A 25,336-nucleotide genomic window follows, 5' to 3' on the forward strand; every position below is an offset into this window, starting at 1 on the left:
TAAACCTATGTATATTTTAGTAAGAGATTTCTATTGTTTGTAATTATTAGTTGACTGATTATGAGGATAGAAAATGAAGCATGGTATCTAGAGTTGCTGTAGTATTTGTAATGTGTGACATGTGACCACTTTCTATGATACTGAAGAAATTTGTAGACCTTTTGTAACGCTGCTCTTGTAAATGAGCATCTATTAGCATATCCGACTTTCCTAAAATCATTCCAGTTGTTATAGAGGTTGTTTTCCAAAACTCAGAACTGTCTTGTCTATCTTTCATTCCAGAATTTGCGGCAATATACCCTTGTACAGGTGTGTTGAGTGCTTGTTCAAGTGCTTCGTTTATTTCGACCTTATGGGCTGAAGTTGCTTTTTTGTCAAAGAGATTTATAAATGACATTCTTACAAGTTGCTCATATTGTTTTTTTGCCATCACATTTGCACGTGATCTCAATTTTTTGCGAGTATCGTCGTCTGCTTCTGGAGTGGAGTTAAGAAGACATAATTTTGATACAAATTCTGGATACGCTTTCGCGAAAGCGAGACCTACATAACCTCCCATAGAGTGCCCTATTATTGCAATATCCTTAAGCCCTAACTGATTTGTTACTGCTGCAACTGCACCAGCCATTTCCTCCATGCTATGCACATAACCCACAGACTCCGAAAATCCGTGACCTAATAAATCTATGCATATAACGCGGTATTGATTGCACAAAACGCTAAGGAATTGGTCCCACATCTGGTGGTTTTCTAAGAATCCGTGAAGTAAAATTACAGGTGTTCCTGTTCCTTGATCTGTATAAAATATGGAAGCACCTTTGTGGTTAATAGTCATTAGTTCTATATTGGTGGGCAAATATCACGCAACCTATGAGAATGACCAAACAAACATTTATCACAGCTTTTGCTTTATTCTCCCTTTTTTTTGGCGCGGGTAATTTAATCCTGCCATCTTTTTTAGGTTTTAATGCGGGTAGCTCTTGGTTATTTGTATTAGCAGGGTTTCTTATTTCTGCCGTGGTTATACCTATTCTCGCGATTTATGGTCATGCGAGATTGCAAGGGACTTTGATTGATTTTGCAAAAAAAGTTTCACCACTTTTCGCACTTCTATATACAATTGTTGTTTATGCTATTTCTATAGCATTACCTGGCCCACGAACAGCTTCTGTTACTTATGAAATGGCAATAGCTCCATATTTTGATATTTCTAGTTGGCTGTGGAGTACGATATACTTTGGGCTAGTCTTGATATTTGTACTCAACAGGTCTAAAATGATGGACCTTGTGGGTAAGTATCTCACTCCTGCGATTCTCATTATTTTGGCATTGGTGATTGGTATTGGCATATTCGGAGAGTATGAGCCTATGCGTGCATCCATTTTCGATAGTACACTCACTAGCGGAATCTTAGAGGGTTATCAAACCTTTGATGCCATTGGAGGAGTCGTGGTAGGCGGTGTTATTGTAATATCTCTTGGTTTTAAAAAGGGCTCCAGTGGTGCAAAGCAACGTTTATTAACTAGAGCGGGAATCATCGCAGGTATAGGATTATTACTAATTTATGGAGGACTTATCTATCTGGGAGCATTGAGAAGTGGAGGTATAGAGATGACAGATCGCACGGCACTTCTCACACTTTTGAGTACAGATACATTAGGGGTTATAGGTACTAAGGTACTTGCTGTATTGGTTGGTTTGGCTTGTTTTACTACAGCTGTGGGAATTGTAACAGGGACCGCAGATTTTGTTAAAGGTATCTTAGGTGATTCACAAGTAGCTTATACTATCACAGCAATTCTAGGAGCTATACTTGGGGTGGTGATGGGACAACTAGATGTAAATTCTATCATTATAGTGGCTGTGCCAGCACTCATGTTTATCTACCCAATCACCATTGTGTTAATATTACTTAACGCAATGCCTAGAAGGTGGACATCTCCAGTAGTGTTCAAAGCAGTAGTGATTGCTACCATACTATTTAGCGCACCAGACTTTTGGGCCTCTGTGGGCTTTGGTGATCAGATGAAAGTGGTGCAAGAAATGATTCCGCTAGGTACTGTAAGTTTGGGCTGGTTATTACCTGCTATTGTGACGTATGTAGTGGCGAGTGCTATTACGCTTTCGCGAAAGCGTACCACCTAAGATTGTAACTTTTTAATAGTAGAAAATGCACGGTCAACAAGATGGTCTTCTACAAGAATAATGAATTCATTAGTGGTCGAAATAACCTCTTGTAATGAAATACCTTCCCACGCCAAACGTTTAAATATCTGGTAGTACAAACCTGCAACCGCAGTGTTCCCTTGCGGAAGGCGTATGCTTATAGCAGATAAGTTACCCTGAAACCCAAGAATGTTTTCTGTCTTAAAATGATTTCTAATATTTGCCTCCTCACTCGATGAGCTTATGAGTGTGCTTTCATGGATACCACGCGTAAACGTGTAAAACACCTGTGTATTTGTGGCAATAGTGCTCAATATTTGAGCGTGATTCTGGATAAGTGTTCCAGAATTTTGAAATGTAAACACAATAAGCTTAGAGCGTACAGTAATATCACCTAGCGTACTTAGTACTTCCTTTAAGCGTAGCGATTTTTGTGTGTCTGTAGGTGATGCATAACGACGTAGCGCCATTAAGATAGCTCCATCTTTTACAGGCTTCTTAAGTAATTGTGAGACCTGAGGATTAAGATTCTCAGCGAGAGCGGCATAGTTAATAATCTTCTGTGATAATGCCTCTTCTAAGTAAGGTTGCTGTGCGATAATTTCTGATACGCAGTCTGATATAGTGTTCAAATCGTTATATAGTTAACATTTTGTTCAAAATTAGTCTATTTTCTTCATTTTTATGGTGGTAATCTAACTCTGAAATACTTTTACCTAAAAATATCACGTATGCAAGTTTTAAAATTTGGGGGTACCTCCGTTGGTTCTATTGAAAATATGATCGCTGTAAGACATATTATTGATACGCCAACTCCTAAAATAGTAGTGCTTTCTGCAATGTCTGGTACTACAAATGCTTTAGTCCAAATCGCAAATGCCGCAAGAGCATCAAATATTATGGAGGCAAGTGAGCTACGCAGCAGCCTGCAATCAAGGTATGATGATGTAGTGGAGCAGTTAATTACAGATAAAAGGCTAAAGCCTCTTGTAATAGGATATGTAGACGAAATATTTGCAGAGATAGAGCGACTTTCATCAGAAGACTTTAGTGATCAAAAAGCTGAGGCAATTGTAGCGCAAGGAGAATTACTTTCTACTTTTATTTTTTGTCATTTTCTAGAGCAAGAAGGACTTAAAGCTGTCTTGTTGCCAGCGTTAGAATTCATGCGAATTGATAAAGAGCATGAGCCAGATCAATTTTATATCGCACAGAATTTACGCCGAGTGATTGATCAAGTTGATGATAGCGTTGTATATATTACTCAAGGTTTTATATGTCGCAATTATTACGGTCAGATTTCAAACTTGCAACGTGGAGGAAGTGATTATACAGCAACTATTATAGGAGCTGCAATACAGGCAAGTGAGGTTCAAATCTGGACAGATATAGATGGCTTTCATAATAACGACCCTAGGGAAGTTGAGAAAACAAAAGCTATAGGTGCACTCTCTTATGATGAGGCGGCAGAGTTGGCCTATTTTGGAGCCAAAATCTTGCACCCGCAGACAGTGCAGCCATTACGAGAAGATCGCATACCATTGAGACTTAAAAACACGATGGAGCCAGATGCCCCAGGTACAGTAATAACCCATAAATCTGAAGGTGAGGGAATAAAAGCAATCGCTGCCAAAGATGGAATTACAGCACTCAAAATAAAATCAAGCAAGATGTTACTTGCGCACGGATTTTTAAGTAAAGTGTTTGCAATCTTCCAGCGCTATGAGACATCTATAGATATGATTACCACTTCAGAAATTGCGGTGTCACTCACGATTGATGATACTACGCATCTTGATGCCATACAAGCAGAGTTGTTACAATTTGCACAAGTGGTGGTAGATAAAAATCAGACTATTATCTGTCTCGTAGGTAATGAGGTAAACCGCCATGCAGATACACATAAGTTATTTCAAGTACTCCAAGATGTGCAGGTGCGCATGATTTCTTACGGAGGAAGTGATCATAATATATCATTGCTAGTTGCAACAGAAGATAAGCGTAGTGCTCTAGAACTTTTACAGTGTTATGTATTTTCTCTTCCCGTAGCGTAGCAAACTAAGAAGTTCCTTTGATTGTAAAAGCCCGTTTTTCATATTGAAAACGGGCTTTTGTTATTTGGTAGCTTTCGCGAAAGCGTACTTATTTTACTTATTCATAAGATCTTCAATCTCCTCAACTGTGATAGGAATGTCACCCATAAGATTTACGGGAGCTCCATTTTCTTGGATGACTAGATCATCCTCTAGACGTATTCCAAAACCTTCCTTAGGAATGTATATTCCAGGCTCTACAGTAAACACATTGTTTGCTTGCATAGGTTCGTGTAGCAATCCATAATCATGAGTATCAAGACCAATATGGTGAGAAGTACCGTGCATAAAATACGTCTTATAAGCCGGCCAGTCTGGATTTTCATTCTGTACATCTGCTTTCTCTAGTAAGCCTAGACCCAATAACTCTGAAGTCATTAGTTTGCCCACCTCTACGTGATATTGTTCCCACATAGTACCAGGTACAAGCATTTTTGTAGCCTCATCTTTTACGCGTAGCACTGCATTATAAACATCTTTTTGTCTATCAGTAAACCTTCCGTTTACAGGGATTGTTCTTGTCATGTCACTCGAGTAGTTTGCATACTCTGCACCTACATCCATTAAGATAAGTTCTCCATCTTTACATTGATTGTTATTTTCAATGTAGTGAAGCACGTTTGCATTATTACCAGAAGCTATTATTGGTGTGTACGCAAACTTCTTAGAGCGATTGCGTAAGAATTCATGCATGTACTCTGCTTCAATCTCATACTCCCAAACTCCAGGTTTTACAAACCCAAGCACGCGACGAAAACCTTTGTTAGTAATATCACAAGCCTTCTGCATTAGATCTAGCTCGATAGGATCTTTTACAGAACGTAAGCGCTGTAAGATTGGGTTGCTTTTGGCAACACTATGTGCTGGGTATTTTGCTTTCCACCATTTTGTAAAACGATCTTCTCTTGTCTCAAGTGCTACAGACTGGCGATAGTGTTCATTAGTGTTTACATATACAGTATCTGCATACGTCATAAGCTCTGCAAAAACTTTTTCTAAGTCTTGAAGCCAGAAAACTGTCTTAACTCCAGAAGTTGCTAGTGCTTTTTCCTTTGTAAGTTTTTCTCCTTCCCAAACTGCGATGTGATCATTAGTCTCTGTTAAGAAAAGAATCTCGCGATATTGCTCTTTAGGACAGTCTGGAAATAAAACAAGAATAGACTCTTCTTGATCAACGCCGCTTAAATAAAAAATATCACGGTGCTGCTCAAAAGGAAGCGTTGAGTCTGCGCTTACTGGGTAAGTGTCATTACTATTAAAAACAGCTAGACTTTTAGGCTTCATTTGAGCCATAAAGTTCTTGCGGTTTTTTATAAAAAGGGTGTTGTCTATTAAGTCGTATTTCATAATTGTGACCTTTTATACGGGTATATCTATTATTCATTAATCTACTATTGTAAAAGTACAAATTAGAACATGCTTTTTAATGGCAATAGCATAACAATAATTGACTGTCAATAGCAGTGTAGAAGAGCATATGAGTTAATTATTGGTTAAAATAACAGCATGAGTTTTAAAAATGAAAGTAATACTATTAAATTTGAAACTAGTTATGTCATTATGAATAACTAAATAAAAATTAGAAAAATGAGAAAGCTATTTAAAGTATCGCTAAGTGTAATGTGTATGATTTTTTTGAACTCTTGCAAAGAGAGCTCCCATGAGATTGTACAAGACGAACAACGAACATCTGAGGTTATAGAAAACAAAGTCGTAGAAAGTATTATGACTGCCGAAGAACAAGCTGGAATGACTCCTGACGAAATTATAAGTCGACTAAAAAAAGGAAATCAGAACTTTGTAGATAATAATTTAACACAACGTGACCACTCGGCGCAAAGGAGAAAAGCCACGATAGGTCAATATCCTAAAGCCATTGTGCTTTCTTGTGTTGATAGTAGAGTGCCTGTAGAAGATGTATTTGACTTAGGTATAGGTGATATTTTTGTTGCAAGAGTTGCTGGTAATATTGAAAATAGAGACATCGTAGGTTCTATGGAATTTGCTACGGCTGTTGCGGGATCAAAAGTAGTAATTGTAATGGGTCATACTGAATGTGGCGCTGTAAAACACGCTATAGATAATACGGACGCTGCGTCTATGGGTATGAATTCTCTTTCAAATTTACTTGATGAGATTAAACCATCTGTACTTGCAACCGAGAAAGATGGCGAGCTATCTTCTAAGAATGTTGTCTTTACTAATAATGTAATTCACAAAAATGCTATCAAAACGGTTCAAGACATCCGAGAGCTATCGCCTAAAATGGCAGAAATGGAAAATGATGGTAAGATTAAAATTGTTTCGGCTGTTTATGACATGGAAACTGGTAAAGTAAATTTTATTGATTAAATAATGTAGTCTCACAATTGATGTTGTAATTGATTTTATAGCTCTCCTAACTTTACTAAGTTTCGGAGAGCTTTTCTTTTTTTTGTATTGAGGTTTCCAACCTCTTGTGTATGATGACGTGTTAAACAAAAACCAAAAGTTTTCTTAAAATAAGTCCTTTCCGTATTTTCATTGCCTTATAAAATCCAAACCAAATGAAATTACGTTATTTTCTTGCCTCAAGTGCGGTTCTTTTTGCACTTACTAAAGGGCAGTCACAACAACCAGCGACCTCGATACAATTACAAGAACAGGCAGTGCTTCAAAAAAAGCAGTCGCTTAGTAACAGTATTGTAAAAAATATCCCTTTTGAAAATATAGGGCCTTCGGTAATGAGTGGTCGTATTGTAGATATTGCAGTAAATCCAGATATGCCTTCAGAGTTTTATGCAGGCTATGCAAGTGGTGGTTTATGGTATACCAATAATAACGGAACCACTTTTACTCCAGTAATGGATAATGCTCCTACGCAAAATGTAGGAGAAGTTACTGTAGACTGGAAAAGCGGAACTATATGGGTAGGTACTGGAGAAAATAACGCGTCTAGATCTAGTTATGCCGGGATAGGATTATTGAAATCTACAGATAAAGGAGCAACTTGGCAAAATATGGGGCTTATAGACAGTCATCATATTGGACGTATTTTAATAAATCCATCTAATCCTGATGAGGTTGTCGTAGGAGCATTGGGACACTTATACTCAGATAATGAAGAGCGAGGAATTTATAAAACAACAGACGGTGGTAAGACCTGGAAAAAAACCTTGTTTATTGATAATAAAACGGGAATTATAGATATAGATAATGATCCGGCTAATTTTAATTTGATGTATGCCTCGGCATGGCAAAAGGACCGCAAGGCATGGAACTTCGAAGGAGCGGGTGCTGGATCTGGAATTTATAAGAGTACAGATGGTGGAGATACGTGGCAACAGCTCACTAATTTTCCATCTGGTGATGGTGTTGGTCGAATAGGGATTGCGGTATATGACCAGAATACGGTGTATGCAGTACATGATAGCCAGTTTCGTCGTGAGGGTGAGGGGAAAAAATCGTCATCAAGTAAATTAGAAAAAGATGATTTTAAGACGATGTCTAAGGAAGCATTCTTAGCACTAGATGATAAGAAGTTAGAGGACTACCTAAAGCGCAATGGTTTTCAAGAAAAATACCGTGCCGCAAATGTAAAATCTATGGTACGTCAAGGAGATGTACAACCAGTAGATCTCGCCACGTACTTAGAAACGGCAAATACACAAATGTTTGATACGCCAGTAGTAGGGGCAGAGGTCTACAGGTCTAATGACGGTGGAGCTACATGGAAGAAAACTCACAAGGGCTATATAGATGATTTATACTATAGCTACGGGTATTATTTTGGAGAGATTAACGTAAACCCATCAGATGCTCAAGATATTTACATTTACGGTGTGCCTATTGTAAAGTCTAAAGATGGAGGAAAGACCTTCACAAGTATTAATGCTCCTAACGTGCACTCAGATCACCACGCGCTGTGGATTAATCCTAAGAATGAAAAGCACCTTGTAAATGGTAATGATGGAGGTATTAATATATCATACGATGATGGTGCTAGCTGGATAAAAGCAAATGATCCATCTGTTGGTCAGTTTTATTTTATTCAAGTAGATAATGAGGAGCCTTATAATATATATGGAGGATTACAAGATAATGGTGTGTGGGTAGCTCCTAGCACTGCACAAGAAAGTAGAGGCTGGTTACAAAGCGGGCAGTACCCTTGGGAAAGTATCATGGGTGGTGACGGTATGCAAGTACAAGTAGATAGTCGTGATGCAAATATTGTGTACACAGGATTTCAGTTTGGAAACTACTTCAGGATTAATCGCGAGACGGGAGAAAACAAGCGATTTGATATAAAGCACACCTTAGGAGAGAAGCCATATCGTTTTAATTGGCAAACGCCTATTTTACTGAGTTCTCATAACCAAGATATTTTATATCTAGGAGGTAATAAACTCATGAGATCTATGGATCAAGGTGATAGTTGGACTGCAATAAGTCCAGACCTTACACATGGCGGTAAGCCTGGTAATGTGGCTTATGGAACTCTTACTTCAGTTTCAGAGTCTCCTTTTCAATTTGGGTTGATATACACAGGAAGTGATGATGGTAAGATTGCTGTAACAAAGAACGGTGGCAGCGACTGGCAAGTGATAAGTAACACATTGCCTAAAGATTTGTGGGTATCACGTGTCGTAGCTTCAGAGCATAAGAAGGAGCGAGTATATGCTACCTTAAATGGATATCGCTGGGATGATTTTGCAACATATATCTACGTTTCTGATAATTATGGACAAACATGGAAGAATATATCGGCAGGGATTCCTATGTCTCCTGTTAATGTGATTATCGAAGATCCTGTAAAAGAAAATATCATTTACGTAGGTACAGATAATGGTGCTTATGTGAGCATGAATGGCGGTGAGAGTTATAACGCTTTCGCGAAAGCGGTATCAGATAAAACCACTGCGCCACTACCGGCAGTAGCAGTTCATGATATGAAAATACAGAAAAAAGCAAATCACCTATTATTGGGAACGCACGGCCGAAGCATCTACAGAGCAGATCTAGCACCTATACAGCAAGTAAATACAGGGGCAAATACTCAAATATTTGACATTGCTAGTGTAAGATCAAGCGGGAGATGGGGCAATAGTTGGAGCAGCTGGTCTGAACCATATGAGCCAAGCGTAGCTATCAATTACTACACAAGCAATGCAAGTAAATTTGCTATGGTGGTAAAGAACGCAGAAGGTAAAGAAGTGCAGCGAGTGGCATTACTACCTTCGGCGGGACTTAATGTGTTTAATTACGATCTTTCAATTACAGAAAAAGGAAAGAAGTTACTTGAAAAAGGAAACTCTTCATTAGATATTCAGAAAGCCAAAAGTGGTAAGTATTATCTCCCAAAAGGGACTTATACAGTATCCCTTGATGGGGGAGGAGGTAATAGTAATGCAGCGCAAACTACTTTAGAGATTAAATAAATAAAAAAATAAGATTTTTTAAAACCCTGTGCCTAGTGTGCGGGGTTTTTAATTTTAAAAAGGTACTGATTATCGAAGAGATGATGGGATTCTTACTTACGTGAGGCCTGTTCATAAGTTTAAAATGTCATAGTAAATGTTACAGCACTAAGTTCTTATGGATGAAATCACGCTTTCGCGAAAGCGTGATAACTTATAAATCTATCTTAAAAGTTTTCAATAATATTGAAAATGTTGAACGTAAAATGCCGTTTTTGCAATGTCTACCTTTTAGTGTTGAACATAGTTGTGTTTTTTTCTTATAATCATTCTAAATAATAACAATGCTTTCCTTGTATAGTTGCCAAAACAACGTTTGCGCCGTATTTTTGTATAGATTATTCCAAACCAAAAATTAAATGAGCGGATTATTAAAATCTTCGATTGGCCGAAAGGTAGCCATGGCGCTATCAGGTCTTTTTCTAGTTGTCTTTTTAACACAGCACTTTGTAATTAACAGTACAGCGGTTATTGCGCCAGATACATTTAATGCGTGGTCGCATTTTATGGGTACAAACCCATTAGTACAATATGGATTGCAGCCTGTACTTATTTTCGGAGTGGTTTTTCACTTCGTGATGGGTTTTGTGTTAGAATTACAAAACCGAAAAGCACGTCCTGTAGGATATGCACAGTACAAAGGAAGTGCAAATGCACCTTGGACATCTCGTAACATGATCATTTCTGGACTTGTGGTACTTGCGTTCTTAGGACTTCACTTTTATGATTTCTGGATTCCAGAAATGGTACATAAATATGTAGAAACGCATCCAGAAGATCCTACAAGATATTATGCAGAGACTGTTCACAAATTTGAAAGCCCTGTACGTGTAGTACTATACGTGATTTCTTTTGTGTTACTAGCACTTCACTTATGGCACGGATTTGCATCGACATTCCAGTCTGTAGGATTTAATAATAAGTATTCTGCTGGACTTTCAAAGTTTGCTAAAGTTTGGGCAATTACAATACCTGTAGGATTTATAATTATTGCAGTATACCTGCACTTTAATCAAATTCCTCACTAAAAAATAAAGCTATGGCATTAGATTCTAAAATACCCCAAGGACCACTAGCTGATAAGTGGACTAACTATAAAAATGAAATTAACCTTGTAAACCCTGCAAACAAGCGTCTTATTGATGTGATTGTAGTAGGTACAGGTCTTGCCGGAGGATCTGCAGCAGCAACGCTTGCAGAACTAGGCTATAACGTAAAGGCTTTTTGCTTTCAAGATTCTCCACGTCGTGCGCACTCTATTGCAGCACAGGGAGGTATTAACGCAGCAAAGAACTATCAAGGAGATGGTGACTCTACCTACCGTTTATTTTATGATACGGTAAAAGGTGGTGATTACCGCTCACGTGAGGCAAACGTTTATCGTCTTGCTGAGGTTTCTACAAACATTATTGATCAGTGTGTAGCTCAAGGAGTTCCTTTTGCACGTGATTATGGTGGATTGTTAGATAACCGTTCTTTTGGTGGTGTACTTGTAAGTCGTACTTTTTATGCAAAAGGACAAACAGGACAACAATTACTACTAGGAGCATATTCTGCAATGAACCGTCAGATAGGTCGTGGTAAAATAAAAATGTATAACCGTCACGAGATGCTAGACGTCGTAAAGGTAGACGGTAAAGCTCGTGGTATTATCACTCGTAACCTTGTTACTGGAGAAATAGAGCGTCACTCTGCACACGCGGTTGTATTAGGAACAGGTGGTTATGGAAACGTATTCTACCTTTCTACAAACGCAATGGGTTCTAACGTAACGGCAGCATGGAAAGCACACAAACGTGGCGCTTACTTTGCAAACCCTTGTTATACTCAAATACACCCTACATGTATACCAGTTTCTGGTGATCACCAGTCTAAGTTAACGCTTATGTCTGAGTCACTACGTAATGATGGTCGTATATGGGTGCCTAAGAAAAAAGAAGATGCCATCGCAATACGCGAAGGGAAGAAGAAACCTACTGAGCTTGCTGAGGACGAGAGAGATTATTATCTAGAGCGTCGCTACCCAGCCTTTGGTAACCTAGTGCCACGTGATGTAGCATCTAGAGCTGCAAAAGAACGTTGTGATGCAGGTTTTGGAGTAAATAAAACTGGAGAAGCAGTATACTTAGACTTTGCAAGCGCAATCGAGCGTTACGGTAAAGAACAAGCATATGTACAGCATAAAGATGCAAATGACAAAGCTGTCGTAACAGCATTAGGAACAGAAGTAGTACGTAACAAATACGGAAACTTATTCCAGATGTATGAGAAGATTGTAGATCAAAATCCATACAAAACACCTATGATGATTTACCCAGCGGTACATTATACAATGGGAGGATTATGGGTTGATTATAACTTACAGACTTCTGTAGAAGGTCTATATGCGATAGGAGAAGCAAACTTCTCAGATCACGGTGCAAACCGTTTAGGAGCTTCGGCGCTTATGCAAGGTCTTGCAGATGGATACTTTGTATTACCATATACTATAGGTGACTACCTGTCTAACGATATCCGTACGGGTCCTATCTCTACAGACTCTCCTGAGTTTGAAGAGGCAGAGCAAAACGTGCGTAAGCAAGTAGATGCTTTAGTAAATAACAATGGAACAAAATCTGTAGACTACTTCCACAAGAAGTTAGGTAAGATTATGTGGAACAAATGTGGTATGTCACGTAACGCCACAGATCTACAAAGTGCTATTGACGAAATCGCATCACTACGTGATGACTTTTATAAAGAAGTACGCGTACCAGGAGGGCAGAATGAGTTTAATGAAGAACTTGCAAAAGCACTCCGTGTAGCAGATTTCTTAGAGCTAGGTGAGTTATTTGCAAAAGATGCATTAACGCGTAACGAGTCTGCTGGTGGGCACTTTAGAGAAGAGTCTGTGGAGCTTGATGGTCCGCAAAAAGGAGAAGCATTACGTGATGATGAAAATTTCACATTTGTATCTGCTTGGGAATATAAAGGAGCACCTAAGGATGCTGTTCTTCATAAAGAAGAATTGAAGTTTGAGAATATTGAGTTAAAACAAAGAAGCTATAAATAAGAAGACAATGAAACTAACGCTAAAGGTATGGCGCCAGAAAAACGCCACAGCTAAAGGAAGCATAGTAACGTACCCAATCGATGGTATCGACGGTGATATGTCTTTCTTAGAAATGATGGATGTGCTTAACAATAAGCTCATTAACGAAGGAGAGGAGCCTGTAACATTTGATCACGATTGTCGTGAGGGAATTTGTGGTTCATGTTCTATGTTTATTAATGGTGAGGCGCACGGTCCAGATAGACTTGTTACTACTTGCCAGTTACACATGCGTAAATTTAAAGACGGAGATACTATTACTATAGAGCCTTTTAGAGCAGCGGGATTCCCTGTAATAAAAGATCTTATGGTGGATCGTTCATCTTTTGACCGTATACAGCACGCAGGAGGATTTATATCTGTAAATACGTCTGGTAACACACAAGATGCAAACTCGATTCCTATCGAAAAGGAAAATGCAGACGACGCGTTTGCGGCGGCTACATGTATCGGTTGTGGAGCATGTGTTGCAAGTTGTAAGAACTCTAGTGCAATGCTATTTGTAGGAGCAAAGGTGAGTCAGTTTGCATTACTTCCACAAGGTGAAGTAGAGGCAACTACTCGTGTTCTTAACATGGTAAAGCAAATGGACGAAGAAGGTTTTGGTAACTGTACAAATACTGGTGCTTGTGAGGTTGAGTGTCCTAAAGGGATATCTCTAGAAAACATAGCACGTATGAACCGTGAGTACCTTTCTGCTTCACTAAAAGGATAATTTATATTCGCTTTCGCGAAAAAGTTATAGACATTAAAAAGCCCGAATTCCACATGGAATTCGGGCTTTTTATGTTTTGAATTTTGGTAAAAAGGATTGATTGTTATGCGATTAGGGGTAAATACCCTACGGTATTTAAATAAATGAAGTGCATATTTGCTACGTGTAAATCCTCAAAATCATAATTATGAAAATTACAATCATTATTATCGTGTGTATCCTTATTGCAATCGCATTTATACCTTAATATCTATTTAAGGATAGATTATAAACCTAATGCAAAGTAGGTAGCTACTACTGCGACTATTAAAATAACTAATGTTATAATTATAAAGGTTGCGCCAAAACGCGTCTTCTTATTATCTTGAAGTAAATACTCTTCAGTTGGATTTTTTTCGTCTTTTACTATATCTGCCATAATATTAATTTTTTGGTTAGATTATAATATTAAGAATTACTGTTGCTATTTCATTTTGTCTTAAGTAAGATTAACAGACGTTTTTAGTAAGCTTTAACGCTTTAGGGTGTTTTACGTGGTTGTTTGATTACTTTACCTTGCTTTGATACTAACCGAGCTTTATATCAATCGATACGCCTTTTGTGGGATGTGATTACGCTTTCGCGAAAGCGTATTTAAATCAGAAATAAAAATGCCAGAAGCAAATAATGTTTCTGGCATTTTAGTAAGTATAATTGATACTCTTTACTTTGATCTTTTATGCTCGGTATTATAGAGTTCAAGTAAGTTCATAATCTCTTCTATAAGATCTTTAGTCTCTAAAAGGAGGCCAAAGTATAGCGTGGTATTCTTAGGAGAAGACTCCTCAGAACGGGTGCGTTCTACTTGTTTTTGGATCTTGTCTGTAACCTGGCCATAAAGCTCATCCTTCTTGCCTAGAAGTGCCTCGATGCGCATATAGTTACGATCATTAAATGCAGTGGCTGTTTCTTGTAAGAACTCACTTAGCTTGTTGTCTATCTCTTGTAGGTCTTTAATTTGAGTAAAACGTAATGGCTTGTGATTGTTGTTTACGTGCTTATAACTAGCTTTGGCAATGTACTCTAAGGACTGTGTGATATCTTCTAGGTATCCTAGTATCTCAATGTAGAAATTAGAGCCACGTACAGAGGTTTCTTCAAGATTCTTTATAAAGTAAAAGATATTGTTACGTAGTTCATCTATCTCATCATTGAGCTTCTCTACGGTACCTCTACTTTTCTTAAGGCTGCCCACTTTATTTTTTGCAAGACCTTTAAGAGTACCTGTGTAGATCTTATTGGTACGTATGATAGTTATTGCAATATTGTCCGCACTTTCTTCTATAATTCCAGAGATTGTCTGGCTTTCTGCCTTACGTAAGTCTTCTTCTATTTGTGCTTTTTTATTGCTCTTTTTTGTAGCTATATAGTTGCGCACTAGCATAGCTATGGCGAGTATAAAAAGACCTATTACTGCTAGGTTGCCGCCTAGGTACATTAGGTATGCAAAGATACCTGCAGCTGTAAAGGCGCTAAATGCTGTTAAGAACCATCCTCCTATTACATTAAGTACTCCCGCAACACGATATACAGCGCTCTCTGCTCCCCACGCACGATCTGCAAGAGATGTTCCCATAGCAACCATAAACGTAACGTAGGTAGTAGATAATGGTAATTTAAGACCCGTAGCTATTGAGATAAGTACACTCGCAACAACTAGGTTTACTGCAGCACGCACCATATCAAAAGCTGGAGCGTCTATTGCTTTTGTGCTTGTCATTAAGACAGGGGTAAAGCTTTTGTTTATTCTATTTCTAATTGGAGCAGGTAATATTTTATTAACCCCAGTATTTGCTATGATAACTAGGCGTACTAGATTTTGAGAAACCCAGTTAGGTTTAAAACGTTCCTTTACCTCGTCTTGGCGTGATAAATCTACAGAAGTCTTTACTACGCGTCTAGCCTTTTTACTAAACCAGAGTGTTAACACCATTATAAGTCCTGCAACGAGAAGGAGTATAGGTTGTGTAGGCACTTTTTCGGCCAGTTGCTCCATACTAAACGCCTCTGGTAAAATACCCGAGCCAGACCACGCTCCAAAAGAGTTATATGCTGCCATAGGTACACCTATGAAGTTTACTAGGTCATTACCAGCAAATGCCATGGCAAGTGCAAAGGTTCCTAGTATGATAACAAGTTTATAGATATTTTGTTTTAAGACTGCGTGCGATACCCAAGATAGTATGGTCCACACAATAAAGTTAGCTCCTAAAAACTGTAAAAGATTTTCATTTGCCCAGTTACTAAAAGCAGGAGGAAGTATATCTGCACCTTTAAGCCCTTTTATGATGATAAAATAAGAAATTGCAGACACGGCAATACCACCAAAAACAGCTGCAACCCAAGATGCCTTTTTCTGAAAATCAAAAGTAAGGAGTACTCTAGTAATGAGCTGTATAATAGCTCCTACAGAAAATGCAATAAAGACGGAGAGTAAAATACCTAAAATAATCTCTGTAGCCTTATCGGTATTAATATACTCGCCCAGTTGTAAGAGTGAGTCACTATTGTTAGAAATCTTTATAATAGACATCACCACGGCCGCGCCTAAAAGCTCAAATACAATAGATACGGTAGTAGAGGTAGGCATACCTAGACTATTAAAAATATCTAGCAGTATGATATCTGTAATCATTACTGCCATAAATATGATCATTATTTCATTGAAGTAAAACTGACTAGGGTCAAAAATACCCTTACGAGCAACCTCCATCATACCACTTGATGATAAAGCCCCAAAGGCAATACCTACACTAGCAACAATCATCACTGTTCTAAAAGTAACTGCCTTAGATCCTATTGCAGAATTGAGAAAGTTTACTGCGTCATTACTCACTCCGACTACCAAATCTGCAATTGCAAGTATTGCTAATGCGGCAATCATAAAAATGTAAATATTTTCCATAAAATATAAGCTGAAAAAGCCAAGGTGGCAAAAATCTCAATTTAAAAAGATTTAAGCGTTATGTAAAGGTTATATCGAGCGAAAGATAAGAACTTTTTACGTTGAACTATAATGCAAATTTATAGTATTAATAGTACACTAGCCGCTTATGTGATATAAAGAGGTTTAAATTAAATCAACCTCCAATGTTCGCTTAAAGACATAGAAACCAACACATTAACACCTCAATGTAAATTTAATGTAAACAAAATGTTATGTAAAAGTTTGTTTTATGTAAATTTTGTGTTACATTTATATCATAGAAAAATTAAAATCCCAAATTATGAGAAAGATAATGATGATGGCAGTTGCATTTTTAATGGTTGTTTCAATGCAAGCTCAAGAAGTAAATAACAAACCTACATATGTAGAAGTAGGAGACTTAGTGAAGGCGACTTTGTATTTTGATAATGGAGAAGTTAGTCAGACAGGCTTTTACACTAAAGATGGTCAGGTAACTGGACAATGGATTAGTTACAATCGCAATGGAGAAAAAACTGCTAAGGCCCAATATGACAATGGGACTAAAGTAGGTACTTGGTTCTTTTGGTCTAATGATAAACTTACAGAGGTAGATTACCAAGATTCACGAGTAGCTTCTGTTAATACTTGGAAAAATCAAGATTCCAAAGTAGCGAGTAATAGATAGTAGCGCTTTCGCGAAAGCGTAAAAGTTTTAAATAAAAAAAGGTCTCCATCATGGAGACCTTTTTTTGTGGCTAATTTAAATAATGGGTGATTAGAACTTAAAGCTATAGCTTAAGCTAAAATCTTGTCCAGGGCTCCACTTAGAGTATAGCTGATCTTGTGCTCCAAAAGATTGGAAAACACTTTCACGGTCATCATTAAGTAGGTTTCCTGCTTTGAATGTGATTGTTTGGTTTTGATCCTCTCCAAATGACTTCGAAATATTAAATTTCAAATCATGGAAAGGAAGTGTGTATACGTCTGCAATCTCACCAGCACCTACTACTTCAAGAGTTTCTCCTTGTACATTGTAGAATATTCCTGATTTCCATCCAGTGTTTTCAGATTCAAAAGCTATACCTGCGTTTAGTAGGTACGGAGATTGACCTTGTAAAACACGACCAGAATCTAATGTCTGCCCGTCTCTTAATGATTTCTCTCTCAAAAGGCGTTCATCTTCACTATACTCTTCATCAGAATCGATAAGGGAGTAGTTTACATTAAAAGAAAAATCATTAAGCCCTAAGAATCCTAAATTCTTTCGTAGTTCAATCTCTGCTCCTACTACAGTAGCATCACCAAGGTTAAGAGGTGTAATCTGGCTCGTAGCACTTGCGAAGAAAGCAAGTTCAATAGGATCTTTGAAGCCCTTGTAAAAACCACTAACTGCTAGAAAATCACCTGCTCCAAATTTCTTCTCAGAGTTACCGTAAATTTCATAACGTAAATCTAAGTTGTTTATGTAAGTAGGCTGTAAGTCTATATTTCCTATAAATAGAATATTTTCAATAGGGTCAAAAATTTGCGCAAGTGACTTCTCTTTAAATGAAGGTCTAGCAGTAGTGCGTGAGTACGATGCTCTAAGCTTATTATCTCCAGCTTCGTTAAGATCAAAAATCAAGTTTGCCGAAGGGAAGAAGTCAGACTTATCTAGTACTTTTTCATTATCAAACACATTACCTAGTTGGTCTTGGCCAGTATATCTAAGTTCAAACTTTTCAAAACGTAAGCCGAGTATTGCTGTAAACCAAGAAGCAGGTCTAAACTCTTCAGAAGCATAAAGTGCACCTAAGTTTATATTAGATTCGTATTGATCATTTTCATTAGAATCTTGACGTACATAGAAACCACTTTCTGACTCAGCGTCAAAAGCATATTGCCCGAAAATTGCATTAGGATCTCCATTAAGCAGCGCCGAGTTAAAGTCAAGAAATGGTGTAGAGAATCGAGTAGTCCCAAAATCACGTTGCTTATATGTAAATGCTCCTCCAAATTTGAGTTTCGCATCTTTTTCAAAAAGCATATGCTTACGAGTTAAATCGAGTTTACTTGCAACATTTATTTCATCTAGTTCTCTAAAAAATCTTGTAGCATCACCAGATTCAGAAGGTTCAATAGTAAAAACTCCATCTTCCTCACCAACTTTAAAAGGTGTAGTTCTAAAGTCTTTGTCATCTACTCTTGAGAAAGTAGGAGATACTTTCCATTCTGTTGTCCAGCTTGCATCCTCATTAGTGTGTTTACCACCTAAGAAAAGGTTAGTAAGACCACGCTCTGTATAAATAAGAACGTCCTTTTTAATTGTATTACTATTACTTATGTCGTTAGTCTGGGTTATGAGTGATGCTCCAGATTCTCCATTTTGAATATGTAGTACATTAAAGCGATATTTAGAGCGGTCAGTCTTATAAGATAGTCCTCCTAAGGCACTTACAAGTACATTGTTTTCACCTCTTTCACCTTGCTGCCTTCTATCTGCAGTTAATTCAAAATTAGTACGATCTACAATATCCTTTCTAAACTGTTGACCATCGATGTAATCATCATAATAAGTAGTTTCATTTTTGTAAGAAACAGAAGCTAGAAAACCTAGTTTGTTATCCCCTACATCATAAGAATTACTCGTTGTAAATGAAAGATTCATATCTGCTCCACTATTTTCGCGTGCTGCAGCTAGTGTCGGATTTAATCTTCCCGCTAGAAACTCAGCGGTATTTGGTGTTGTAAGAGGGAAATTGAACTCTTGATTTTCATTATAAGGATTACTGCGTAATCCATCATCAAAACCTAAAAAGTCAGTACCGCTAGACTCATTTGTAATATAGTTGTTATTAAAGTGGAAATTTGGATTATAGCCTAATCCAATAGATGCGCTAGACTGTTTTCCATTAGGAATACCTTTGGTTACGATATCTACAACTCCACCTGTAAAATCTGCAGGTTGATCTGCGGTAGAAGATTTTACAACGATGATGTTCTCTAGTAAAGATGATGGAAAGATATCTAATTGTAAAGTGTTGCGATCTGGATCTAAACCAGGCACATCAACACCATTTAATATTGATTTAGTATATCTATCACCTAGACCTCTCACATAAACATATTTTCCACCTTGGACAGATACTCCTGGAATGTTTTTTACTGCAGCAGCTACATTGCTAGCACCACTCTTTTTAATACTTTCTAATGACAATCCGTCGAGCAATTGAACCGATTTTTTTTGAAGATTTAAAACTGATTGCTCTGTGTTTTGACGACTAGTTGATGTGATGATAACCTCGTCTAGCGATGCTCCAGAAAGAGTTACATCTAGTAGGGTTGTTTTTCCTTCTTTTACTACAACTTCAGAAATTTGTTGTGTTGTATATCCCACAAACGAGAATTCGATTACATACGTCCCTGGCTCGATATCCAAGGTGTATTTACCATCAAAGTCTGATGTGGTACCTTTAGTAGTTCCTTGAACGAGGACATTTGCAAAAGGTAAAATGTCATTAAGTTGACCGTCATTTACAGTACCAGCAATGGTACCTGTTTGAGCCTGTAAACTTATGGCAGTTACTAAAAGAATGAATGAATAAAGTAAAGTCTTCATAGGTGTTATAATTCATAAGTTTGCCCGCTATAGATAGCGGGCAAAACTCAATTGATAATTTTGGTGTATTGTGGTATTATATTATTTAGTCAATTACACCAGATGTACTTGCTGCTGCAAATGTCCATCCAAATACTGTAAGGTCTGCACCACCAGATGTTCCTGTTGTTGCCCACTCTGCAGCTTGGTCTGTAAATGAAGGAGTAATTATTGAAGATTCACCGTCTCCAGTTTTTTCTACAAAGATGCTGTTAGCGTCAGCTGGTCCGTTTATTGTCCAGTTTGAAAAAGTTACTAATCCATCTATATAGTTTTGAGCAACTCCGTTGTTGTCAAGCTCTACATCTTTACCATCTTGGAAACCTGTAGCATATACATTGTTTGTTGCTCCTTGAGCACCGTCACGATAATCTGCATATTCACCGTTTGATGTATTAGCGTTACCTATGATAGTAAGTCCATCTATTATAAAAGCACCATTTAAAGATCCTTCTGGTCCGTCTATTTCAAGAGCGTGGTCAGAAATGTCTCCAGCTACTACTACAGAGTTTGTGATAGTTCCAGAGTAAGCCTGGTCGATATCAAGACCATCATCTCCTTGAGCCCATACTAATAGGTTAGAAGCGTTTACTGTTCCTCCAAAGAATTCTACTCCGTCGTCTACGTTACCTACTACTTCTACGTGATCTATAGTTGTACCTGTACCTACACCACCTAAAGTAAGACCGTTAATTTCGTTTCCTTCTCCTATTAGAGTTCCTCCGTGACGGATAGAAACATAAGATATAGTTCCAGAATCATCTGCTGCATCTGTACCTCCGTAAAGACCGTTAGTGTCATTTGCAGGAATACCTTCAATTTGTGTAGCTTCTATATCACCGTCCTCAGAGATAGGTGCATTACCAAGTACAATAAGACCTCCCCATAAACCACGACTGTTTTCGTTAAGAGTTCCTACAGTTTGTCCTAGTTCGATACCATCTGCAGTAGATGTCATAATGATAGGCGCGTCTGCAGTACCGTTTGCCTCTATTTTTCCTCCTCTTGCAATTACAAGAACAGATGCATTTGCCTCTTGTCCAGCAAAAGCTTTGATAATTGTACCAGGCTCAATAGTAAGTGTGTTACCAGCAGTAACCGTTACACGACCATCTAGCTCCCAGATAGTGTCTGCTGTAAGCGTAAGATCTTCATTAATCTCACCAGAAAGTGTAGCATCTACAGTATCGCCTGGTGTATCCGTTGGAGTTTCAGTTGGCTGTTCTGTGATAACTATTGGTTGGTCATCATCTCCACAGCTTACTAATAATGCACTTGCGAATGCTACGCTTAAAAAGAATTTTTTCATTGTTAATCGAGTTAGTTTTAAATCTTGTTTTGTTCGCTGCAAATATCATCACATTATCTAGTTGATGAGTTATGTGTATGTTACGCTTGTTTTATCATCGAGTAATCTTTGTGTTAGTTAAATGTTAAGAAGGTTTGTTCTGCTTAACATTTGCGTGGAGATGAATATTACGCTTTCGCGAAAGCGTAATTCCCCCTATCTTGCTTCTCATAAACAATTATCGCTATGATGCAATGGGAACGACTGCTTTCACTTAAGAGGCAGGGAGATACAAATAAGAGATTAAGGGCAGAACAAGATGAAACCCGTTTAGGCTTTGAAGTAGATTATGATCGTATTATTTTCTCTTCGGCTTTTAGAAGTCTACAAGACAAGACACAAGTAATCCCTTTGTCTAAAACAGATTTTGTTCATACACGGCTCACGCATAGTCTAGAAGTTGCTGTTGTGGGAAGATCATTAGGTAGGCAAGTAGGAAAGCGTATTCTAGAAAAATACCCTCATCTTTCTGAAGTACACGGTTATAAGATGAATGATTTTGGAGCTATTGTAGCCGCAGCTTCGCTAGCGCATGATATCGGCAACCCACCTTTTGGACACTCTGGTGAAAAATCTATAGGTGATTATTTTAAAAATGGTGGAGGTAAACGATTTAAGGCAGAGCTTACAGATAAGGAGTACCAAGATTTATGCACTTTTGAAGGAAATGCAAACGGGTTTAAAATATTGACCGAGTCTCGCCCTGGTGCAGATGGGGGGCTAAGACTTTCATATGCAACCTTAGGTACATTTATGAAGTACCCAAAAGAATCGCTTCCACACAAGCCTACAAAGCATATCGCAGATAAGAAATATGGTTTCTTTCAAGATGATAAAGCCTCTTTTCAAGATGTAGCCGAAGAACTAGGTCTCATTCAGACTAGATCAGGAAAGGATGTGAGCTATGCCAGACACCCGCTTACATTCTTAGTAGAGGCAGCAGATGATATTTGCTATACTATCATAGACTTTGAAGACGGCATTAATTTAGGCCTCATTCCTGAAGAATATGCTTTAGAATACCTCATAAAATTAGTTCCACATATAAATCGATCTAAATATGCTACACTTACAGACAAGGCTGCGAGGGTAGGTTACCTTAGAGCTCTTGCTATAGGGACCCTTATAGACGAGGCAGTTTCTATCTTTATGAAAAATGAAGAAGCTATACTTAAGGGGGTATTTGATAAGGCTTTACTAGATAAGTCAAAATACGAAGCACAAATCAATGATGTGCTTAAAATTAGTATTTCAAATATTTATGAGAGCGACGAGGTTATATCCAAAGAAATTGCGGGTTACGAGATTCTTAATACCTTACTTTCTGCGCGTTGTAGTGCTATAACTAATACACCCACGCATTACGATAAGTTGGTTTTAAAATTATTTAATACGAGGTCAGATAGCGACTATACATTATATCTAGAACTAACCTGAGATTTGTAATCAAGTGTCTGTGATGACAGATAGTAAGTCTGTTAAGATATTTCAACAATTGCAGGGGATGAATATAAATGGGTAGTACTCATTATCGAGTATATCAAATCGGCAGACACTTACGTCTGCCGATTTTTTTATGCAAGATTTTTAAGAAGGCTAGTAATTGCTTCTACAGATATTCCTGCCTCTTCATACTGCTCTTCAACGGTTGCATGCTCTATAAATGCGTCTGGTACTCCTAGTACGGTGAGTTTGCCTTTGTACGCTTTCGCGAAAGCGTAATCACCCACAACACTCCCCAGTCCGCCTGTTTTTGAGCCATCTTCAATAGTAATGATATGCTTGTAGGTTTTAAAAACCACGTCTAATAGGTCAGTATCAATTGGTTTTAAAAAGCCAATATCATACACACCGCATTCATTTTTAGTTCGTTCTACCGCTGTTAAAACATTCTTTAAAATGCTTCCTATGCTTATAATAGCAACTTTTTTACCTTTTTGAACACAGTGGCCTTTGCCTATTTCTATCTTTTTAAAAGGTAGCTGCCAGTCTATATGAATACCGCGACCACGTGGATATCGTATGGCAATAGGATGTTCTAATCCAAGTTGTGCCGTATATAAAATATTGCGAAGCGCGATCTCATCACTTGGAGCATATATAATGAGATTAGGAATACAATTGAGATATGCTAGATCAAAGACGCCTTGATGAGTTCCGCCGTCTTGCCCCACGAGGCCAGCGCGATCTAAACAAAAAATCACAGGTAGATTTTGCAGCGCTACATCGTGAATTATTTGATCGTATGCCCTCTGTAAAAAGGTAGAGTAGATGTTGCAATACACCACCATTCCTTCCGTAGCCATTCCTGCCGAAAGCGTTACGGCATGCTGCTCTGCGATACCTACGTCAAACGCTCTATCTGGAAAGGCGGCAATCATATATTTGAGAGAGCTGCCTGTAGGCATGGCAGGTGTAATGCCTATAATTTTTTTATTAAGTGTTGCGAGCTCCACAATGGTGTGGCCAAAAACATCTTGGTACTTAGGAGGTTCTGGAATAGTGGCTTTTTTGGCTCTAATTCCTGTGATTGCATCAAACTTCCCAGGAGCGTGATAGGTGATTTGTTCCTTTTCGGCGAGGGCTAGTCCCTTTCCTTTTGTGGTAATTACATGTAAGAATTTTGGGCCTTCTACTTTTTTGAGGGTTTCTAAGGTTTCTAGTAGTTTAGGTAAATCATGACCGTCTACTGGGCCAAAATATTTAAAATTAAGCGCTTCAAAAATATTGTCTTCTCTAGCGGTACCTTTTTTTACGTTGGTTAGATACTTTTTAAGAGCTCCCACACTTGGGTCAATTCCTATGGCATTGTCGTTAAGAATGACGAGCAAATTTGCATTAGTGACTCCGGCATGATTGAGTCCTTCAAAAGCCATTCCGCTCGCTATAGAGGCATCTCCTATAACTGCGATGTGATGTCTATCTTTTTGACCTTTTAATGTTGCAGCCATCGCCATGCCTAAAGCTGCAGAGATAGAAGTGCTACTGTGACCTGTGCCAAAGGTGTCATACACACTCTCCATACGATTAGGAAAACCACTTATGCCACCCTTTTGCCTGTTAGTATGGAAAATATCTTTTCTTCCCGTTAGTATTTTATGACCATATGCTTGGTGACCCACATCCCAGATAAGATTGTCTTCTGGGGTATTGAATATATAGTGTAGGGCAATTGTAATTTCTACAACTCCTAGACTAGCGCCTAGATGTCCTTCCTTAGTCGCGATTATATCAATAATAAAACGACGAAGCTCTTTGGCAAGTTGGGGTAGTTGCTCTTGCGTCAATAGGCGCAAATCGCTTAGTGTTTTTATAGTATCAAGAATACGCTTTGGCATATTACAAAGGTACATCTTGAATATGTATTTTTATATCATTAAAAATAGGATACATGCTAGAACCTTATGATGATGCTTACTTTATGAAGAAGGCTTTGCAAGAAGCGCAAACTGCTTTTGATCAAGGTGAAATCCCTGTAGGTGCCGTAGTAGTAATTGATAACATGATTATTGCTAGAGCACATAACCTCACAGAGCGCTTAACAGATGTTACCGCGCATGCAGAGATGCAAGCAATCACGAGTGCCTCTAGTTTTATAGGTGGTAAATACCTTCAGCAATGTACATTGTATGTTACATTAGAGCCTTGCCAGATGTGCGCGGGTGCTCTCTACTGGAGTCAGATAGGTAGAATTGTTTATGGTGCAAAAGATTTGAGGCGTGGTTATGATGTGATGGGTACAACTTTGCATCCTAAGACAAAGGTAGAAAGTGGAGTGCTCGCACAAGAGTGTGAAAGTATTATGAAGCGCTTTTTTGTAGATAAGCGCAACCTTAACTAACGAGCTAGTTTATTATTTACTTGTTATAGTTACGCTTTCGCG

The 25,336-nt window shown here is 38.1% G+C and carries 17 protein-coding genes and 1 pseudogene; 10 read left to right on the forward strand and 8 right to left on the reverse strand.

Going from position 1 to position 25,336, the window contains the following annotated elements; translation table 11 throughout:
* Positions 1–58 precede the first annotated feature (58 nt).
* A complete protein-coding gene (locus D017_RS06970; protein ID WP_035335563.1) occupies positions 59–835 on the reverse strand; it encodes an alpha/beta hydrolase in 777 nt (258 codons plus the stop codon).
* A 35-nt stretch (positions 836–870) separates the two neighbouring features.
* Here D017_RS06970 and brnQ point away from each other — a divergent pair, with 35 nt between their 5' ends.
* Positions 871–2,145, forward strand: coding sequence for a branched-chain amino acid transport system II carrier protein (brnQ, locus tag D017_RS06975; RefSeq protein ID WP_035335565.1), 1,275 nt, complete (start codon positions 871–873; stop codon positions 2,143–2,145).
* Here brnQ and D017_RS06980 read toward each other — a convergent pair.
* On the reverse strand, positions 2,142–2,798 hold the full coding sequence (locus tag D017_RS06980; protein ID WP_035335566.1) for a hypothetical protein: 657 nt from the start codon (positions 2,796–2,798) through the stop codon (positions 2,142–2,144). The genes brnQ and D017_RS06980 overlap by 4 nt on opposite strands.
* 99 nt (positions 2,799–2,897) lie before the next feature.
* On the opposite strand from D017_RS06980, the gene D017_RS06985 reads away from it, so the two are divergent.
* Positions 2,898–4,220, forward strand: a complete 1,323-nt coding sequence (locus D017_RS06985; RefSeq protein WP_035335568.1) for an aspartate kinase — start codon at positions 2,898–2,900, stop codon at positions 4,218–4,220.
* Between the two features lie 93 nt (positions 4,221–4,313).
* Here the strand turns inward: D017_RS06985 and D017_RS06990 are convergent, their stop codons facing one another.
* Positions 4,314–5,606, reverse strand: a complete 1,293-nt coding sequence (locus tag D017_RS06990) for an aminopeptidase P family protein (protein ID WP_035335570.1) — start codon at positions 5,604–5,606, stop codon at positions 4,314–4,316.
* 240 nt (positions 5,607–5,846) lie between these two features.
* On the opposite strand from D017_RS06990, the gene D017_RS06995 reads away from it, so the two are divergent.
* The 5 genes from D017_RS06995 (at position 5,847) to D017_RS07015 (ending at position 13,521) form a co-directional block, all read left to right on the forward strand.
* On the forward strand, positions 5,847–6,611 hold the full coding sequence (locus D017_RS06995; RefSeq protein ID WP_035335572.1) for a carbonic anhydrase family protein: 765 nt from the start codon (positions 5,847–5,849) through the stop codon (positions 6,609–6,611).
* A 194-nt stretch (positions 6,612–6,805) separates the two neighbouring features.
* Complete coding sequence (locus D017_RS07000) at positions 6,806–9,676, forward strand: glycosyl hydrolase (protein ID WP_035335574.1); 2,871 nt, start codon at positions 6,806–6,808, stop codon at positions 9,674–9,676.
* Positions 9,677–10,074: 398 nt separating this feature from the next.
* The gene (locus D017_RS07005) at positions 10,075–10,743 is read left to right on the forward strand and encodes a succinate dehydrogenase cytochrome b subunit (protein ID WP_035335576.1); all 669 of its coding nucleotides are present in this window, start codon (positions 10,075–10,077) and stop codon (positions 10,741–10,743) included.
* 11 nt (positions 10,744–10,754) lie between these two features.
* Complete coding sequence (locus tag D017_RS07010) at positions 10,755–12,767, forward strand: fumarate reductase/succinate dehydrogenase flavoprotein subunit (protein ID WP_035335578.1); 2,013 nt, start codon at positions 10,755–10,757, stop codon at positions 12,765–12,767.
* Positions 12,768–12,774: 7 nt separating this feature from the next.
* Positions 12,775–13,521 (forward strand): succinate dehydrogenase/fumarate reductase iron-sulfur subunit, encoded by a 747-nt coding sequence (locus D017_RS07015; protein WP_035335580.1) that lies wholly within the window; start codon positions 12,775–12,777, stop codon positions 13,519–13,521.
* 265 nt (positions 13,522–13,786) lie between these two features.
* Here D017_RS07015 and D017_RS15425 read toward each other — a convergent pair whose 3' ends face one another.
* Positions 13,787–13,939: a hypothetical protein gene (locus D017_RS15425; protein WP_192816527.1), complete on the reverse strand. Its 153-nt coding sequence runs from the start codon at positions 13,937–13,939 to the stop codon at positions 13,787–13,789.
* A 285-nt stretch (positions 13,940–14,224) separates the two neighbouring features.
* A complete protein-coding gene (locus D017_RS07020; protein WP_035335582.1) occupies positions 14,225–16,465 on the reverse strand; it encodes an inorganic phosphate transporter in 2,241 nt (746 codons plus the stop codon).
* Between the two features lie 322 nt (positions 16,466–16,787).
* Between D017_RS07020 and D017_RS07025 the strand changes: the two genes are divergently transcribed.
* Positions 16,788–17,153, forward strand: coding sequence for a hypothetical protein (locus D017_RS07025; protein WP_035335584.1), 366 nt, complete (start codon positions 16,788–16,790; stop codon positions 17,151–17,153).
* A gap of 90 nt (positions 17,154–17,243) precedes the next feature.
* Here the strand turns inward: D017_RS07025 and D017_RS07030 are convergent, their stop codons facing one another.
* Both D017_RS07030 and D017_RS07035 read right to left on the reverse strand, forming a co-directional pair.
* Complete coding sequence (locus D017_RS07030) at positions 17,244–20,066, reverse strand: TonB-dependent receptor (protein WP_035335585.1); 2,823 nt, start codon at positions 20,064–20,066, stop codon at positions 17,244–17,246.
* Between the two features lie 85 nt (positions 20,067–20,151).
* Complete coding sequence (locus D017_RS07035; protein ID WP_035335586.1) at positions 20,152–21,414, reverse strand: hypothetical protein; 1,263 nt, start codon at positions 21,412–21,414, stop codon at positions 20,152–20,154.
* 228 nt (positions 21,415–21,642) lie between these two features.
* On the opposite strand from D017_RS07035, the pseudogene dgt reads away from it, so the two are divergent.
* Positions 21,643–22,975: pseudogene (dgt, locus tag D017_RS07040) on the forward strand (dGTP triphosphohydrolase).
* A gap of 52 nt (positions 22,976–23,027) precedes the next feature.
* On the opposite strand, the gene D017_RS07045 reads toward dgt, so the two are convergent.
* A complete protein-coding gene (locus D017_RS07045; RefSeq protein ID WP_035335587.1) occupies positions 23,028–24,791 on the reverse strand; it encodes a 1-deoxy-D-xylulose-5-phosphate synthase in 1,764 nt (587 codons plus the stop codon).
* A 53-nt stretch (positions 24,792–24,844) separates the two neighbouring features.
* On the opposite strand from D017_RS07045, the gene D017_RS07050 reads away from it, so the two are divergent.
* Positions 24,845–25,294, forward strand: coding sequence for a nucleoside deaminase (locus tag D017_RS07050; RefSeq protein WP_035335588.1), 450 nt, complete (start codon positions 24,845–24,847; stop codon positions 25,292–25,294).
* Positions 25,295–25,336 lie beyond the last annotated feature (42 nt).

The sequence above is a fragment of the Dokdonia sp. PRO95 genome, from assembly GCF_000355805.1.
GTDB lineage: Bacteria > Bacteroidota > Bacteroidia > Flavobacteriales > Flavobacteriaceae > Dokdonia.

Excerpts from the sequence above, each read along its gene's own strand:
- brnQ (WP_035335565.1), top strand. The coding sequence starts at position 871 with ATGAGAATGACCAAACAAACATTTATCACAGCTTTTGCTTTATTCTCC.
- D017_RS15425 (WP_192816527.1), bottom strand. The coding sequence starts at position 13,939 with ATGGCAGATATAGTAAAAGACGAAAAAAATCCAACTGAAGAGTATTTA.
- D017_RS07020 (WP_035335582.1), bottom strand. The coding sequence starts at position 16,465 with ATGGAAAATATTTACATTTTTATGATTGCCGCATTAGCAATACTTGCA.
- D017_RS07015 (WP_035335580.1), top strand. The coding sequence starts at position 12,775 with ATGAAACTAACGCTAAAGGTATGGCGCCAGAAAAACGCCACAGCTAAA.
- D017_RS07010 (WP_035335578.1), top strand. The coding sequence starts at position 10,755 with ATGGCATTAGATTCTAAAATACCCCAAGGACCACTAGCTGATAAGTGG.
- D017_RS07000 (WP_035335574.1), top strand. The coding sequence starts at position 6,806 with ATGAAATTACGTTATTTTCTTGCCTCAAGTGCGGTTCTTTTTGCACTT.
- D017_RS06970 (WP_035335563.1), bottom strand. The coding sequence starts at position 835 with ATGACTATTAACCACAAAGGTGCTTCCATATTTTATACAGATCAAGGA.
- D017_RS07045 (WP_035335587.1), bottom strand. The coding sequence starts at position 24,791 with ATGCCAAAGCGTATTCTTGATACTATAAAAACACTAAGCGATTTGCGC.
- D017_RS07005 (WP_035335576.1), top strand. The coding sequence starts at position 10,075 with ATGAGCGGATTATTAAAATCTTCGATTGGCCGAAAGGTAGCCATGGCG.
- D017_RS07050 (WP_035335588.1), top strand. The coding sequence starts at position 24,845 with ATGCTAGAACCTTATGATGATGCTTACTTTATGAAGAAGGCTTTGCAA.
- D017_RS06985 (WP_035335568.1), top strand. The coding sequence starts at position 2,898 with ATGCAAGTTTTAAAATTTGGGGGTACCTCCGTTGGTTCTATTGAAAAT.
- D017_RS07025 (WP_035335584.1), top strand. The coding sequence starts at position 16,788 with ATGAGAAAGATAATGATGATGGCAGTTGCATTTTTAATGGTTGTTTCA.
- D017_RS07030 (WP_035335585.1), bottom strand. The coding sequence starts at position 20,066 with ATGAAGACTTTACTTTATTCATTCATTCTTTTAGTAACTGCCATAAGT.
- D017_RS06995 (WP_035335572.1), top strand. The coding sequence starts at position 5,847 with ATGAGAAAGCTATTTAAAGTATCGCTAAGTGTAATGTGTATGATTTTT.
- D017_RS06990 (WP_035335570.1), bottom strand. The coding sequence starts at position 5,606 with ATGAAATACGACTTAATAGACAACACCCTTTTTATAAAAAACCGCAAG.
- D017_RS07035 (WP_035335586.1), bottom strand. The coding sequence starts at position 21,414 with ATGAAAAAATTCTTTTTAAGCGTAGCATTCGCAAGTGCATTATTAGTA.